We start from the raw sequence: 13,656 nt of genomic DNA on the forward strand, positions 1-13,656 counted from the left end.
GGGACAAGCGTCAACCGCCCCCGCAGGAGAACACCCGTGTATTTCACCGACCGAGGCATCGAAGAGCTGGAGAAGCGGCGCGGCGAGGAGGAGGTCACCTTCGAGTGGCTGGCAGAGCAGCTGCGGACCTTCGTCGACCTCAATCCCGACTTCGAGGTGCCGGTGGAGCGCCTGGCGACCTGGCTGGCGCGGCTGGACGACGAGGACGACGAGTAGGTCTCGGACGACACGCGACAGGTCTCGAAAGGGTGTCTTGACTTTCCGTGACCGCGATATATCGTGAATAGCAGAAGACGCGATATGGCGCGTCGTGATGTGTCCATGTGTCCAGGGGGTCCGCACCATGTCCACGACGTCCGAGTGGTCCGTCAAAGAGCCCGGCAAACTCACCTTCGACGAGCCCGTCACGGGCCTGCACGTACGCATCGTGAACGGCACGGTGAACGTGGTGGGCACCGACGAGGGTTCCGCCCGTCTGGAGGTCTCCGAGATCCAGGGCCCACCCCTGGTGGTGACCCAGGAGGACGGCGTCCTGACGGTGGCGTACGAGGACCTGCCCTGGAAGGGCTTCCTCAAGTGGCTGGACCGCAAGGGCTGGCAACGCAACGCGGTGGTGTCCCTGGCCGTCCCGGCCGGCACCCGCGTGGAGGTGGGCGTGGTCGGCGCGGGCGCCGTGGTCTCGGGGGTCGACGGGCCGACGGTGGTGAAGGGCGTCACGGGCGACACGACCCTCGTCGGCCTCTCCGGCCCGGTCCGCGCCGACACGGTCTCGGGCAGCCTGGAGGCCCAGGCGGTCACCGGCGATCTGCGCTTCAACTCCGTCTCCGGCGACCTCACCGTCGTCGAGGGCTCCGGGCCCTCTGTGCGCGCCGAGTCGGTGAGCGGCTCCATGATCGTCGACCTGGACCCGGAGGGCCCGACGGACGTGCGGCTGACGAACGTCTCGGGCGAGATCGCCATCCGGCTCCCGCATCCGGCGGACGCCGAGGTCGAGGCGAACACGGCGAGCGGCACGATCTCGAACGCCTTCGACGGCCTCCGCGTCCACGGCCAGTGGGGCGCCCACCGCGTCACGGGCCGGCTGGGCGCGGGCACGGGCAAGCTGCGGGCGACGACGGTCTCCGGCTCGATCGCCCTGCTCCGCCGCCCCCAGCGGGAGGACGATTCGACGGACCGGACCGCCCCTGGGGACAATTCCGGCCCGACAGACCTCGCGAACAAGAAGGTGCTCTGACATGCCCCCCGTCTTCGCCCACGGCCGTCTGCGTCTCTACCTGCTGAAGCTGCTGGACGAGGCCCCCCGCCACGGCTACGAGGTGATCCGCCTCCTGGAGGAGCGCTTCCAGGGGCTGTACGCGCCGTCGGCGGGCACCGTGTACCCCCGCCTGGCCAAGCTGGAGGCCGAGGGCCTGGTCACCCACACCACCGAGGGCGGCCGCAAGGTGTACTCCATCACGGACGCGGGCCGCGCCGAACTGGCCGACCGCAGCGGCGAACTGGCCGATCTGGAACTGGAGATCCGCGAGTCCGTCGCCGAACTGGCCGCCGAGATCCGGGCCGACGTCCGGGGTGCGGCGGGCGATCTGCGCAGGGAGGTGCGCGCGGCGGCGAGCGAGGCGCGCAGGGACTCCGGCGCGGAGGAGATGCGGCGCATCAAGCAGGAGTGGAAGGAGCAGGCCCGCCGCGCGAAGGACGAGAGCCGCCGGGCCCGCGAGGAGGCCCAGCGGGCCAGGCGCCAGGCCAAGGAGGCCCAGGAACACGCCCGCGCCCAGGCCCAGGAAGAGGTCCAGCGCATCGCGAGGCGCGTCCAGGAACAGGTCCAGGACCACTTCACGCGGGGCGACTGGCCGACGGGCGTCCGGGAGGGCCTGACCGAACTGGCCAAGGAGTTCGGCGAGTTCGGCAAGGGCTTCGGCTTCCCCCGCACCAACGGCACCACAACGACCACGACCACCACGACCACCAGGGCACCGGAACCGGAGCACGAACCGACGTACACGGACACTCCCCCGGACTTCCCGGCCGGCTACGAACCGTCCTGGGCCCACGAGGAGTCCACCGGCAACCCGGCCCGCGACCTCGACCGCCTCCTCGACCGCTTCCGTGACGACATCCGCGACTCGGCCCGCGACCACGGCGTCACGGAACCCCAACTCCTGGAGATCCGCGGCCACTTGTCGGCGGCGGCAGCTCTGGTGGGAGCGGCGCTGCGAACCCCGAAGGTGTGAGCGGGAGAGGGACGGGGACCGCAGGGCACCCGCCCGACGGGCCTCAGCCGGGCCTCAGCCCGAGCCCGCCACCCCGAGCCCGCCACCCCGAGCCCCTCAGCCGGCGGCCTTCGCCTCGCCCCCGCCGTACAGCACACGGCTCAGGGCCTCGTACGTGACTCCCCGATCGGCGAGGACCTCCGACGGCACACCGGGGCGGGCCGTGAGGGCGAGAAGGATGTGCTCGTCGCCGATCCGGCGGTCCCGGTGGGCCACCGCGATGCGCAGGCACCTCTCCAGCACCTCCTTGGCGTCCCGGCTGAAGGTGCGGCGCCCCGACCACCAGCCCGTGTCCTTGCGGTCGCCGGACATCGCGCCGACGCCGTGCGCATCCTCGACGCGGGAGACGAGGTCGGAGACGTCGATACCGAGCCCGGCGAGGGCGTCCGTCTCGGCCTGGGACAGCCCGGCGCGGCGCCGGGCGTCGGCGAGGGCGGACTTCACCGGCTCCTTGCGGTCGGCGGCGAGCCCGAGCGAGGCCAGCGCGAAGGAGGCCCGGCTCGCCTCGCGGTCGAGCAGCGCGAGCAGCAGGTGCTCGGCGTCGACGGACCGGCTGCCGCCGCGCTCGGAGTGCTCGACGGCACTCTTCACCACGGCGCGCGCATCGTTCGTGAACCGTTCGAACATCACTGCCTCCCGTATTTCTTGTGCACGGCCTGCCTGCTGACACCCAGTTCGGCGGCGATCTCCTGCCACGACCAGCCCTGATTGCGCGCACCGCGCACCTGCACGGCCTCCAACTGCTCGACCAGCTTCCGCAGCGCGGAGACGGCCCGCAGCCCGACCCGCGGGTCGCGGTCACCCGCGCGCTCGGCGAGATCTGTTGCTTCGGTCATGATGTCAATGTAGGTTGACGCCCGCTCCATGTCAACCAAAGTTGACAACTCGGGTCAGGTGAACCCGGTGAACGACGATCAGGACGTGATCAGGACGTGATCAGGACGTGATCAGGAGGTACTGAGAACGATCTTGCCGAAGAGATCGCCGGACTCCAGGCGTTCGAAGCCCTCGCGGGCCCGGTCCAGCGGGAGCACCTCGTCGATGACGGGGCGTACGCCGGTGGCGGCGCAGAAGGACAGCAGGTCCTCCAGCTCGTCCTTGGTGCCCATGGTCGAGCCGACGACCTTGAGTTCCAGGAAGAAGATGCGGGTCAGTTCGGCGTGCGAGGGGCGGTCTCCGCTGGTGGCGCCCGAGATGACGAGCGTGCCGCCGGGCCGCAGCGACTTGACCGAGTGCGACCAGGTGGCCGCCCCGACCGTCTCGATCACGGCGTCCACGCGCTGCGGCAGCCGCGCCCCGGACTCGACCGCCTCGACGGCACCGAGCTCGACGGCCCGCTTCCGCTTGGCCTCGTCCCGGCTGGTGGCGAAGACACGCAGGCCCGCCGCCTTGCCGAGCACGATCGCGGCGGTCGCGACACCGCCGCCGGCGCCCTGGACGAGCACCGAGTCGCCGGGGCGTACGCCCGCGTTGGTGAAGAGCATGCGGTACGCGGTCAGCCAGGCGGTGGGCAGACAGGCGGCCTCGGCGAAGGACAGCTCCTTGGGCTTGGGCAGGACGTTCCACGCCGGTACGGCGACCTGCTCGGCGAAGGTGCCCTGGTAGCGCTCGGTAAGGATGGAACGGGGTTCTTTAGGACCGACGCCGTGCCCCGTCTGGCCGATGACGGAGTGCAGGACGACCTCGTTGCCGTCCGCGTCGACGCCGGCGGCGTCGCAGCCGAGGATCATCGGGAGCCGGTCCTCGGGGAGTCCGACTCCGCGCAGGGACCACAGGTCATGGTGGTTGAGCGAGGCGGCCCTGACGTCGACGGTCGCCCAGCCGGGGCGCGCCTCCGGGGCTGGGCGGTCGCCCAACTCCAGCCCGTCGAGCGGGTGGTCGGGGTCGATGCGGGCGGCGTAGGCAGCGAACATGACGTCGACGATAGGGGCCCGCCGCACCCGGGGGGAACGGCACGCCCCTGTGACACACGCCCTCTTGATTTCGCCCCCGCCGCCCCTACCCGTCCCATCCTCGGGGGCTCCGCCCCCGAACCCCCGCTCCTCAAACGCCGGAGGGGCTGAGATACCCAGCCCGTCCGGCGTTTGAGGACGAGGCCGTTCAGGCCGATAGGGGGGTCTGGGGGCGCAGCCCCCAGGGGATGGGACGGGTAGGGGCGGCGGGGGCGAAAAAAGAATGGCCCCGCCACAGCCGAAGCCGGACGGGACCACCCCCAACACCCAAGCCGCTCGCGCTCAGCGTCGAGCGACCCCCTCCGCCCGAGCCGCCGCGGCAACCGCCGCGGTGACCGCCGGAGCAACCCGCTCGTCGAACGGCGACGGAATCACGTAATCGGCGGCAAGATCCTCACCCACCACCGCAGCCAACGCATCCGCCGCCGCGATCTTCATCCCCTCCGTGATCCGAGACGCCCGCACCTGCAACGCCCCCGCGAAGATCCCCGGAAACGCCAGCACGTTGTTGATCTGGTTCGGGAAGTCCGACCGCCCGGTAGCGACGACCGCCGCGTACTTGTGCGCCACATCCGGGTGCACCTCGGGGTCCGGGTTGGCCATCGCGAACACGAACGCGCCGTCCGCCATGGAAGCCACCGCCGCCTCCGGGACCGTACCCCCGGAGACCCCGATGAAGACGTCCGCGCCGGCGAGCGCGGACTCGAGCGACCCGCTCAGCCCCGCCCGGTTCGTCAGCTCGGCCAGCTCGCGCTTGACCGGCGTGAGGTCGTCCCGGTCCACCGAGACGATGCCCTTGCGGTCGGCGACGGCGACATCGCCGAGCCCCGCCTCCAACAAGAACTTGGCGATGGCGACACCCGCCGCACCCGCACCCGAGATGACACCCCGCAGCTCGCCCAGCTCCCGCCCGGTGAGCCGTGCCGCGTTGCGCAGCGCCGCCAGCGTCACGACCGCCGTGCCGTGCTGGTCGTCGTGGAAGACGGGGATGTCCAGCCGCTCCTGGAGCTGCCGCTCGATCTCGAAGCACCGCGGCGCCGAGATGTCCTCCAGGTTGACCCCGCCGAAGGACGGCGCCAGCCGGACCACGGTCTCGACGATCTCGTCCACGCCCGTGCAGGCCAGCGCGATCGGGACCGCGTCCACGCCGCCGAACTGCTTGAACAGGATCGCCTTGCCCTCCATCACCGGAAGGGACGCCTCGGGACCGATGTCCCCGAGTCCGAGCACCGCCGTACCGTCCGTCACGACCGCGACGACGGACGACTTCCAGGTGTAGTCGTTGACGAGGTCGGGCTGCTCGGCGATGGCGGTGCACACCCGGGCCACACCGGGTGTGTACGCGAGGGACAGGTCGTCCTTGTCACGGATGGGCACGGTGGCCTGCACGGCCATCTTGCCGCCCCGGTGGAGAGCGAACGCCGGGTCGAACTCACCGGCGTCGCCGCCGGTGCCGATGCTGATGTCGCTGCGAGGATTGACGATCTCCGCTGCCACTTTTTGTACCCCTTAAGTCTTCAAGGTTTGAGGGTGACCACTCCTGGTGAGGGGTGGGCGGGCACCGCGCGAGGCCCCGGTGAGTGATGCGCACGGGCACAAGCGCGACGGACGCGCCGCACACGCGCCCTGAGCCCCGGATGAGGGGTGTAAGGAACCTTCTTACCGGACGGAGGACACCGACGACGACCCCTGTAAGTCGAAGGTCACACGTGGGTGACATGGCTTATCACCACACACGGCTGCATACCCGGACATGATCGATCAAATCGAGAAGCGAGTCGGGTCGGGTCTTGGGCCGGACGGAGTCCTCGGGCGGCCGTCCATACGGATGTACGTGCGGATGGCAAGAGCCGCTCACCTGGCGAGATACACCGAAGATCTTCCGGCCGGAACGAATGATTCCCGTAGAAAATCCGGGAAGGTCCGGCTCTGATACACCGACCTGACGCTCAACGGGGGTGACCCGTTATCCGATTTTGACATAGCCGGTCGTCTGAACGCCTCACTCCGAATGGCAAGATGCCGTAATCACACAAGGTCGCGACACTCAAAGATGCGTGCACACAAGTCGACCCGCCGGACCGTCCGCCCCACCTGGCGGACACCGGCCCCAATGGCACACCATCCATCCGCCGGAGGAACCCACCATGACCGCAAGCTCCACCCTTCGTACGACCGCCGCGCAGAACCGGCTAGCCGCGGTCGGTGCGATCGCGGTCGCGGGCGCCCTGCTGCTCACCGGGTGCGGTGACCAGACCAAGGACAAGGACAACGGCTCGGAGAGCGCCTCGACGAGCTCGGCCCCGCTGGCCGACCAGCTCCCCCAGGCGATCCGGGACAAGGGCGTCATCACGGTCGGCTCGGACATCGCGTACGCGCCGGTCGAGTTCAAGGACGACTCGGGCAAGACCGTCGGTATCGACCCGGACATCGCGGACGCCATGGGCAAGCAGCTCGGCGTGAAGTTCGAGTTCCAGAACGGCACCTTCGACACCCTGATCACGGGTCTGCGCTCCAAGCGGTACGACATCGCCATGTCCGCGATGACCGACACCAAGGACCGCCAGGAGGGCACCGAGAACGGCAAGAAGGTCGGCGAGGGCGTCGACTTCGTCGACTACTTCACCGCCGGTGTCTCGATCTACACCAAGAAGGGCGACGACCAGGGCATCAAGAGCTGGTCCGACCTCTGCGGCAAGAAGATCGCGGTGCAGCGCGGCACGGTCTCCGAGGACCTCGCCAAGGCCGAGACGGCGAAGTGTACGGGTGGCAAGAAGATCGCCATCGAGTCGTACGACAACGACCAGCAGGCCCAGACCCGGGTGCGCGCGGGCGGCGCGGACGCCGGCTCCTCCGACTTCCCCGTCACGGCGTACGCGGTGAAGACCTCGGGCGGCGGCAACGACTTCCAGGTCGTCGGTGAGCAGGTCGAGGCGGCCCCGTACGGCATCGCGGTCGCCAAGACGAACACGGAGCTGCGGGACGCCCTGAAGGCCGCGCTCGACGCGATCATCAAGAACGGCGAGTACGGCAAGATCATCGCCAAGTGGGGCGTCGAGGACGGCGCCGTGACCGCGGCCACCGTCAACGGCGGCAAGTGACCCGGGCTCACGGAAGCTACGGGCACTGAAAGGCAACACCCGTGACTGTTGACACCGACAAGACGACAGGACCGGCGGACACTCCCCCGGCCGGACCGGAGGCCATCAAGGCCATCCCGGTCCGGCACTACGGGCGGTACGTCTCGGCCCTGATCGCGATCGCGCTCTTCGTCGCGATCATCTACGCGTTCGCCCAGGGCAACATCAACTGGGGCGCCGTACCGGACTACTTCTTCGACGACCGCATCATCACCGGTGTCTGGAAGACCCTGCTGCTGACGGTCCTGTCGATGCTGATCGGCATCGTCGGCGGCATCCTGCTCGCCGTCATGCGGCTGTCGAAGAACCCGGTGACCTCGACCATCGCCTGGTTCTACATCTGGTTCTTCCGCGGCACCCCGGTCCTGGTCCAGCTGGTCGTCTGGTTCAACCTGGGCCTGGTCTTCACGTACATCAACCTCGGTCCGATCTACAAGGACTACTGGTCCAGCTTCATGACGCCGCTGCTGACGGCGCTCCTGGGCCTGGGCCTGAACGAGGCCGCCTACATGGCGGAGATCTGCCGCGCCGGCCTCCTGTCGGTCGACGAGGGCCAGACCGAGGCCTCGCACGCCCTGGGCATGAGCCACGCCAAGACCCTGCGCCGGATCGTGATCCCGCAGGCGATGCGCGTGATCGTGCCGCCCACGGGCAACGAGGTCATCAACATGCTGAAGACGACCTCGCTGGTGTCGGTGGTGCAGTTCGCCGAACTGTTCCGCTACGCCCAGGACATCGGACAGACGTCCGGTGCCCCGGTGGAGATGTACTTCCTCGCAGCGGCCTGGTACCTGATCCTCACCTCGATCCTCAGCGTCGGCCAGTACTACATCGAGCGGTACTACGCGCGTGGTTCCAGCCGTTCGCTTCCGGCCACGCCGTTGCAGAAGATCAAGGCGAACTTGCTGTCCCTCGGAAGCTGGAGGCGCTGACCATGAGCACGGAAAAGGTCACGAACCCTGCCCCCGGCCCCGAAGCCGTCGCGATGGTCAAGTCGGAGGGCGTGCACAAGTCCTTCGGCCCCGTCGAGGTCCTCAAGGGCATCGACCTGGAAGTGAAGTCGGGCGAGGTGTTCTGCCTCATCGGCCCTTCCGGCTCCGGCAAGTCGACGTTCCTCCGGTGCATCAACCACCTGGAGAAGGTCAACGCGGGGCGCCTGTACGTCGACGGGGAGCTGGTCGGCTACCGCCAGAAGGGCGACAAGCTGTACGAGCTGAAGGACAGCGAGGTCGCGCTGAAGCGCCGGGACATCGGCATGGTCTTCCAGCGCTTCAACCTGTTCCCGCACATGACGGCGCTGGAGAACGTCATGGAGGCGCCGGTCCAGGTCAAGGGCGTGAGCAAGGCGCAGGCCCGTGAGCGCGCGGGCCAGCTCCTGGAGCGCGTGGGCCTGGCCGACAAGGCGGGCACCTACCCCACGCAGCTCTCCGGCGGCCAGCAGCAGCGCGTCGCCATCGCCCGGGCCCTGGCCATGGACCCGAAGCTGATGCTGTTCGACGAGCCGACCTCGGCCCTGGACCCGGAGCTGGTCGGTGACGTCCTCGACGTCATGCGCGACCTGGCCGAGTCCGGGATGACGATGATCGTCGTCACCCACGAGATGGGCTTCGCCCGCGAGGTGGGCGACAGCCTCGTCTTCATGGACGGCGGCGTGGTCGTCGAGTCCGGCAACCCCCGCGACGTCCTGACGAACCCGCAGCACGAACGAACCCAGTCGTTCCTGTCCAAGGTCCTCTGAGGCGACGTACGGGTACGTACGGAAGGGGCGGTACGAGATCCTCGTACCGCCCCTTCCGCGTTGCCCTAGTTGCTCCTCGTCTTCAACAGCTCGGGCGTGAGCGCCAGTTCACGCAGCTGGCTCTTGGTCAGCGGCGCGGTCCTGAGCAGAGGCCCCAGTGAGTACCTGCCGGTGAAGCCGGTGGTGTCGTGGACCTCGACCGTGCCGCCGGTCTTCAGGTAGAGCGTGGCCATGAGGTACTCACCCCAGGTGCGGCGGTTGTCCATGAAGACGCTGCCGTGCTTCCAGCCCTTCCGGACTTCGAGGACGTTGCCGTTCGGCAGCCTCTCGAAGGTGCACTCCTGCCCGTCCTCCTTGCCCGGAAGCGAACAAGGACTCTTCCAGCTCGGGCTCCGAACCTTGCTGAACCCGTTGATCACCCGGAGGTAGCCGACCCCGCCGTCCCTGGTGACCGTGTAGGAGCCGTAGTACTTGCCGAAGGGGCCGGCCTCCGAATGCTCCGGCTCCCGGAACAGGACGTAGTCCATGTCCACTTCACGGATCGCACCGACACCGGGGGGCAGCAGCTTCGCGAACTCGGCCGCCAGGGCGGTGGCCCGGCCGGGAGGCTTGATCGTCCCCGTGTTCGCGGCGCCGCCACCGCCCTCGTCGTACGTCAGCCACCCGGGCCCCGCCACCACCCCCGCCGCGACCCCGGCCGCCGCGACGACCGTCACCGCGCTCCACCGTCGCCGCCGCACCCGCGCGGCCCGCGCGAACACCGCCTCCGTACCGGCCCCCGTCGGCGCGGAGACCCCTCCCACGGCCCGCCCGAGAAGCTCGCGCCCCTCCAGCCAGGTCTCGACCTCGTCGATGTCGGTGCTCATACGTGCTCCTCCCGCACCGCGGCCCGCATCGCCGCGATTCCCCTGGCCGTGTGGCTCTTCACCGTGCTCACCCGCATACCGAGCAGGTCCGCGGTGTCGTTGACGCTGAGGTCCTCCCAGTAGCGCAGCACCAGCACCGCCCGCTGCTTGGGCGCGAGCTTCGCCAGTGCCGCGCGCACCATCAGCCCCGTGTCGTTGTCCGCCGCCTCGACGGGCGTCTCCGGCAGTTCGCCGTACGCGTGTTCGCGCCGCCAGAAGCGCCGGCGCCCCGCGATGAAGGTGTTGACCAGCGTCTGGCGGGCGTAGGCCTCCAGATTGTCCAGCCGCCCGTATCTGCGCGCCCCGAGGACGACCTTCACGAGCGTCGTCTGGACGAGATCCTCGGCCTCGTCACGGTTGCCGCAGAGCAGATAGGCGCTCCGGAACAGCGCCGTGCGTCTGCCCTCCACGAAGGCGTGCAGAGTCGCGTCCGCGCCCCGCATCATCCTTCCCCCCTTCCCGGTCCCCTGGTCGAGGACCGCCTCACCCCTACCAGTGCGCCGGGGACCCGTCGAGGACGCGGCGCGCACGGAAAAGGCGGTACGGATTCTCCGTACCGCCTCCACCGCACGCGCTGCCGGGGTTACTTGAGGGCGAGCAGCAGGGTGTCCGAGGGCGAGCACCACACGGGACGCACCTCCGCGAACCCCTTGTCGCGCAGCACGCGCGCGTGCCACTCGGCGGAGGGTGTGTCGCCTTCCGCGTGCTCGCCGTAGATCTCGAAGCGGCGGGCGGTCGGCCCGGCGAGGACGGGGTCCTGGGCGGCGAGCTGCCACCATTGCGCCCAGTCGACGACGCCGTTCTGTTTGGCCTGATCCATACGTGCGTGGCGCAGTGCGCGCTCCGCCGCGTTGATCCGGGGCGTGCTGTCGTCGATCATGTGGTCCGCGTTCATGAACAGACCGCCGTCGCGGACGACCTCCGCGATCCGGCCGTAGAGGTCCGCGAGGGGGTCGCTGTGCAGCCAGTGCAGGGCGGTGGCGGTCAGGACGGCGTCGTACGAGTCGTACGGCAGCCCGCCGGCCCACTGCGGGTCCTTGAGGTCGGCCGTGACGAAGGTGACGCGGTCGTCGCCCGCGAAGGTGCCCTCGGCGATGGCGAGGAGCGCCGGGTCGAGGTCGACGCCGGTGCTGGTGGCCCCGGGGAACCGGTCGAGGAGCCGGGCCGTGATACTTCCCGTGCCGCACGCGAGGTCGAGCACGCGCGGGGCGGGGCCGACGAGGGCCTCGACCATGTCGAGCATGACCCTGAACCGTTCCTCCCGGTCCGGCAGGTACCACTCCTGCTGCCGGTCCCAGCTCTCCTGCCAGGCATTCCAGTCGGTTCCGGCGTTTGTACCAGTGTTGCCAATACTGATGGTCATCGAAGCCCCTCGGTCGGCCGCTCACTTTGAACACATGCGTAATACCCTGGAAGCAATGTCAGCCGTTACTTCCGCCCACACCGACGACCATAGAACGCGCCCGTAAGGACTACAAGTGGAACTGGCCTATTACTCGGACTACGCCGTGCGTCTCGTCAACACCGAGGAACCGGCGCGCGGAAAGGACACGTTGACCTCGACCGACGCGGTGCGCGACCTCTTCGGCGCCAACCAGCAGGCCGCCCGCCGCGCCACCGACGCCGACGTGACCCGGTTCCGCTCCGTACGGGCCCGGCTGCGCGCCGTCTTCGAGGCGGCGGACACGGGCGACGAGACGCTCTCGGTGGACCTGCTGAACTCACTCCTGCTGGAGTTCCCGGTGAGCCCGCAGATCTCCGGGCACGACTTCCGGGACGACGACGGGCGCCCGCTGTGGCACATGCATCTCGCCGACCACCCGTCGAACGCGACCGCGGGCTACGCGGCCATCGCCGCGATGGGACTGGCCTTCCACCTCACCGAGTACGGCGTGGACCGCCTGGGCCTGTGCGAGGCGCCGCCCTGCCGCAACGCCTACCTCGACACCTCGACGAACCGCTCCCGCCGCTACTGCTCCGACCGCTGCGCGACCCGGGCCAACGTGGCCGCCTACCGCGCCCGCAAACGCCTGGAGGCGGACCGGTCCGAGAAGACGGGCCTCGCGGCCGAGAGCGCCCAGCGCAGCAGCGCCAGCGGCGAACGCTGACCGGGCTTCAGCGGCCGGTAGCGGAACCGGACCCGGCCCAGGATCAGATCGTGCGGCACGGTCCCGTAGTCGGTGCTGTCGCCGCCGGCGAAGGAGTTGTCCCCCAGCACCCACCAACCGCCCTCACGGCGCTCCACGGCCCGTTTGACGACCAGCAGGTCCTGCTGGAACGGATGGCGCAGAACGACGATCTCCCCGGCCCTGACCCTGCCCCCGTAGCGCACCACGAGAAAATCGCCGTGATACAGCGTGGGCACCATCGAGGGCCCGGTCACTTCAACCCATCCGAAGAGCTTCGCGACCTCTCCGTGCTCACTCCCGCGCTCACTCCCGTGTGCGCTCTCCTGCGACAGCTCCGGCATCCCGGCACCTCCCCGGTTCCATCCTCCACCAGTCCCAGTCTGACGCCCTACTTTTGTCCTAAGCCCATGGGGGCACTCGCGAAAACCCCTCTCTCAGGGAGTAATGTCCAACCTGAGAAGACGATCACGAGGAAGGAACGCTCCATGCTTTCCCGCCTGTTTGCCCCCAAGGTCAAGGTCAGCGCCCACTGCGACCTGCCCTGCGGTGTTTACGACCCGGCCCAGGCCCGCATCGAGGCGGAGTCGGTGAAGGCCGTGCAGGACAAGATTGCCGCCAACGACGACCCGCACTTCCAGGCGCGTGCCACCGTCATCAAGGAACAGCGCGCAGAACTCGCCAAGCACCACGTTTCCGTGCTGTGGAGCGACTACTTCAAGCCCCCGCACTTCGAGAAGTACCCGGAGCTGCACCAGCTGGTCAACGACACCCTGAAGGCCCTCTCGGCCGCCAAGGCGTCGACCGACCCGGCGACGGGCCAGAAGGCCCTGGACTACATCGCCCAGATCGACAAGATCTTCTGGGAGACCAAGAAGGCCTGATGCGGGCTTTCGCCGAAAAGGGGCCGATCGATGTCGACCGGCCCCTTTTCGCTGCCCACGACCGCGTGAGCACTCGTCGGTGACGATGACGCGGGCCCGCTCGACGGGTCGTTCCTACCCGGACGAGTTCCTCCCTGTTCCTGTCCGGCGCGGAGCACGGAGCAGGTCGCTCGCGGCCCGCTGCCGCAGGTCGTCCAGTTCAGCCTTGTCACACTCGCCGTTGGTCGAGGCGAACTCGGGCCCATCAGAAGCGACGACGCGCGACAACTCCCGCACCCTGCACAGCCAGCGCCGCGCCCACGCTCCCCGAAGCCAGCGGCAGTCGTGTGACATCCGCCACGGCGACCGGGCCGGGGACGCCGGAGAGGATGCCGGGCGCGATGTCCAGGCCCAGTACGGTGTGCGCGGGCCGGTGCTCGCGCAGCCGCCGTACGAACCTGCCGTTGCCGCAGCCGACGTCGACCACGCGGCCCCGTACGTCACGAAGCTGCCCGGCAGCGATGCCGGGCAGGTCGTGACGGGGCGTCTGCCACCGGTAGAGCGCCTGGCGGGCGGCCAGGTGCCGGTCGGTGCCGTAGGCGCTCTCGGCGAGGCGGGTCCGGTCGGTGGCTGCGGCGGGTTCGGTCACCTCGGAGGCATCCCCG

At 69.3% G+C, this 13,656-nt stretch carries 17 protein-coding genes; 8 read left to right on the forward strand and 9 right to left on the reverse strand.

Going from position 1 to position 13,656, the window contains the following annotated elements; all coding sequences use genetic code 11:
• Nucleotides 1–36: 36 nt before the first annotated feature.
• The 3 genes from LUX31_RS12795 (at nt 37) to LUX31_RS12805 (ending at nt 2,228) form a co-directional block, all read left to right on the forward strand.
• Complete coding sequence (locus tag LUX31_RS12795; protein WP_003992906.1) at nt 37–216, forward strand: DUF6104 family protein; 180 nt, start codon at nt 37–39, stop codon at nt 214–216.
• 127 nt (nt 217–343) lie between these two features.
• The gene (locus tag LUX31_RS12800; RefSeq protein ID WP_235474903.1) at nt 344–1,234 is read left to right on the forward strand and encodes a DUF4097 family beta strand repeat-containing protein; all 891 of its coding nucleotides are present in this window, start codon (nt 344–346) and stop codon (nt 1,232–1,234) included.
• 1 nt (nt 1,235) lies between these two features.
• Entirely contained in the window at nt 1,236–2,228 is a 993-nt protein-coding gene (locus LUX31_RS12805) for a PadR family transcriptional regulator (protein ID WP_235474904.1), read from the forward strand.
• 96 nt (nt 2,229–2,324) lie between these two features.
• On the opposite strand, the gene LUX31_RS12810 is transcribed toward LUX31_RS12805, so the two are convergent.
• From LUX31_RS12810 to LUX31_RS12825, 4 genes are all read right to left on the reverse strand, one after another.
• Complete coding sequence (locus LUX31_RS12810) at nt 2,325–2,894, reverse strand: Clp protease N-terminal domain-containing protein (RefSeq protein ID WP_235474905.1); 570 nt, start codon at nt 2,892–2,894, stop codon at nt 2,325–2,327.
• Nucleotides 2,894–3,103 carry a helix-turn-helix domain-containing protein gene (locus LUX31_RS12815; protein ID WP_105975866.1) on the reverse strand — a complete coding sequence of 70 codons (210 nt, stop codon included), beginning with the start codon at nt 3,101–3,103 and terminating at the stop codon, nt 2,894–2,896. The genes LUX31_RS12810 and LUX31_RS12815 overlap by 1 nt, the downstream gene beginning before the upstream one ends.
• 111 nt (nt 3,104–3,214) lie before the next feature.
• Complete coding sequence (locus LUX31_RS12820) at nt 3,215–4,180, reverse strand: zinc-binding dehydrogenase (RefSeq protein WP_235474906.1); 966 nt, start codon at nt 4,178–4,180, stop codon at nt 3,215–3,217.
• Nucleotides 4,181–4,501: 321 nt separating this feature from the next.
• Nucleotides 4,502–5,716: an NAD(P)-dependent malic enzyme gene (locus tag LUX31_RS12825; RefSeq protein ID WP_443045953.1), complete on the reverse strand. Its 1,215-nt coding sequence runs from the start codon at nt 5,714–5,716 to the stop codon at nt 4,502–4,504.
• 650 nt (nt 5,717–6,366) lie between these two features.
• Between LUX31_RS12825 and LUX31_RS12830 the strand changes: the two genes are divergently transcribed.
• The 3 genes from LUX31_RS12830 to LUX31_RS12840 are packed head-to-tail and all read left to right on the forward strand — an operon-like array spanning nt 6,367 to nt 9,097.
• On the forward strand, nt 6,367–7,320 hold the full coding sequence (locus LUX31_RS12830; protein ID WP_235474907.1) for an ABC transporter substrate-binding protein: 954 nt from the start codon (nt 6,367–6,369) through the stop codon (nt 7,318–7,320).
• A 41-nt stretch (nt 7,321–7,361) separates the two neighbouring features.
• Nucleotides 7,362–8,291: an amino acid ABC transporter permease gene (locus tag LUX31_RS12835; protein ID WP_235474908.1), complete on the forward strand. Its 930-nt coding sequence runs from the start codon at nt 7,362–7,364 to the stop codon at nt 8,289–8,291.
• Nucleotides 8,292–8,293: 2 nt separating this feature from the next.
• Complete coding sequence (locus tag LUX31_RS12840) at nt 8,294–9,097, forward strand: amino acid ABC transporter ATP-binding protein (protein WP_328285653.1); 804 nt, start codon at nt 8,294–8,296, stop codon at nt 9,095–9,097.
• 65 nt (nt 9,098–9,162) lie between these two features.
• On the opposite strand, the gene LUX31_RS12845 is transcribed toward LUX31_RS12840, so the two are convergent.
• From LUX31_RS12845 to LUX31_RS12855, 3 genes are all read right to left on the reverse strand, one after another.
• A complete protein-coding gene (locus LUX31_RS12845) occupies nt 9,163–9,963 on the reverse strand; it encodes a hypothetical protein (protein WP_235474909.1) in 801 nt (266 codons plus the stop codon).
• Nucleotides 9,960–10,448 (reverse strand): SigE family RNA polymerase sigma factor, encoded by a 489-nt coding sequence (locus tag LUX31_RS12850; protein WP_235474910.1) that lies wholly within the window; start codon nt 10,446–10,448, stop codon nt 9,960–9,962. The genes LUX31_RS12845 and LUX31_RS12850 overlap by 4 nt, the downstream gene beginning before the upstream one ends.
• Nucleotides 10,449–10,585: 137 nt before the next feature.
• Nucleotides 10,586–11,365 (reverse strand): class I SAM-dependent methyltransferase, encoded by a 780-nt coding sequence (locus LUX31_RS12855; protein ID WP_235474911.1) that lies wholly within the window; start codon nt 11,363–11,365, stop codon nt 10,586–10,588.
• Between the two features lie 115 nt (nt 11,366–11,480).
• Here LUX31_RS12855 and LUX31_RS12860 point away from each other — a divergent pair, with 115 nt between their 5' ends.
• Nucleotides 11,481–12,110, forward strand: coding sequence for a CGNR zinc finger domain-containing protein (locus LUX31_RS12860; RefSeq protein ID WP_235474912.1), 630 nt, complete (start codon nt 11,481–11,483; stop codon nt 12,108–12,110).
• On the opposite strand, the gene sodX is transcribed toward LUX31_RS12860, so the two are convergent.
• Nucleotides 12,014–12,472, reverse strand: coding sequence for a nickel-type superoxide dismutase maturation protease (gene sodX / locus LUX31_RS12865; protein ID WP_235474913.1), 459 nt, complete (start codon nt 12,470–12,472; stop codon nt 12,014–12,016). The two genes, LUX31_RS12860 and sodX, sit on opposite strands and share 97 nt — an antisense overlap.
• 144 nt (nt 12,473–12,616) lie before the next feature.
• Here sodX and sodN point away from each other — a divergent pair, with 144 nt between their 5' ends.
• Nucleotides 12,617–13,012, forward strand: coding sequence for a superoxide dismutase, Ni (gene sodN, locus LUX31_RS12870; RefSeq protein WP_164409275.1), 396 nt, complete (start codon nt 12,617–12,619; stop codon nt 13,010–13,012).
• Nucleotides 13,013–13,256: 244 nt separating this feature from the next.
• On the opposite strand, the gene LUX31_RS12875 is transcribed toward sodN, so the two are convergent.
• A complete protein-coding gene (locus LUX31_RS12875) occupies nt 13,257–13,640 on the reverse strand; it encodes a class I SAM-dependent methyltransferase (RefSeq protein ID WP_443045954.1) in 384 nt (127 codons plus the stop codon).
• Nucleotides 13,641–13,656 lie beyond the last annotated feature (16 nt).

It is taken from the genome of Streptomyces sp. GQFP (genome assembly GCF_021545335.1).
In the GTDB taxonomy this organism is placed as follows: Bacteria; Actinomycetota; Actinomycetes; order Streptomycetales; family Streptomycetaceae; genus Streptomyces.

Excerpts from the sequence above, each read along its gene's own strand:
- LUX31_RS12800 (WP_235474903.1), top strand. The coding sequence starts at position 344 with ATGTCCACGACGTCCGAGTGGTCCGTCAAAGAGCCCGGCAAACTCACC.
- LUX31_RS12805 (WP_235474904.1), top strand. The coding sequence starts at position 1,236 with ATGCCCCCCGTCTTCGCCCACGGCCGTCTGCGTCTCTACCTGCTGAAG.
- LUX31_RS12810 (WP_235474905.1), bottom strand. The coding sequence starts at position 2,894 with ATGTTCGAACGGTTCACGAACGATGCGCGCGCCGTGGTGAAGAGTGCC.
- LUX31_RS12815 (WP_105975866.1), bottom strand. The coding sequence starts at position 3,103 with ATGACCGAAGCAACAGATCTCGCCGAGCGCGCGGGTGACCGCGACCCG.
- LUX31_RS12820 (WP_235474906.1), bottom strand. The coding sequence starts at position 4,180 with ATGTTCGCTGCCTACGCCGCCCGCATCGACCCCGACCACCCGCTCGAC.
- LUX31_RS12830 (WP_235474907.1), top strand. The coding sequence starts at position 6,367 with ATGACCGCAAGCTCCACCCTTCGTACGACCGCCGCGCAGAACCGGCTA.
- LUX31_RS12840 (WP_328285653.1), top strand. The coding sequence starts at position 8,294 with ATGAGCACGGAAAAGGTCACGAACCCTGCCCCCGGCCCCGAAGCCGTC.
- LUX31_RS12845 (WP_235474909.1), bottom strand. The coding sequence starts at position 9,963 with ATGAGCACCGACATCGACGAGGTCGAGACCTGGCTGGAGGGGCGCGAG.
- LUX31_RS12850 (WP_235474910.1), bottom strand. The coding sequence starts at position 10,448 with ATGATGCGGGGCGCGGACGCGACTCTGCACGCCTTCGTGGAGGGCAGA.
- LUX31_RS12855 (WP_235474911.1), bottom strand. The coding sequence starts at position 11,365 with ATGACCATCAGTATTGGCAACACTGGTACAAACGCCGGAACCGACTGG.
- sodX (WP_235474913.1), bottom strand. The coding sequence starts at position 12,472 with ATGCCGGAGCTGTCGCAGGAGAGCGCACACGGGAGTGAGCGCGGGAGT.
- sodN (WP_164409275.1), top strand. The coding sequence starts at position 12,617 with ATGCTTTCCCGCCTGTTTGCCCCCAAGGTCAAGGTCAGCGCCCACTGC.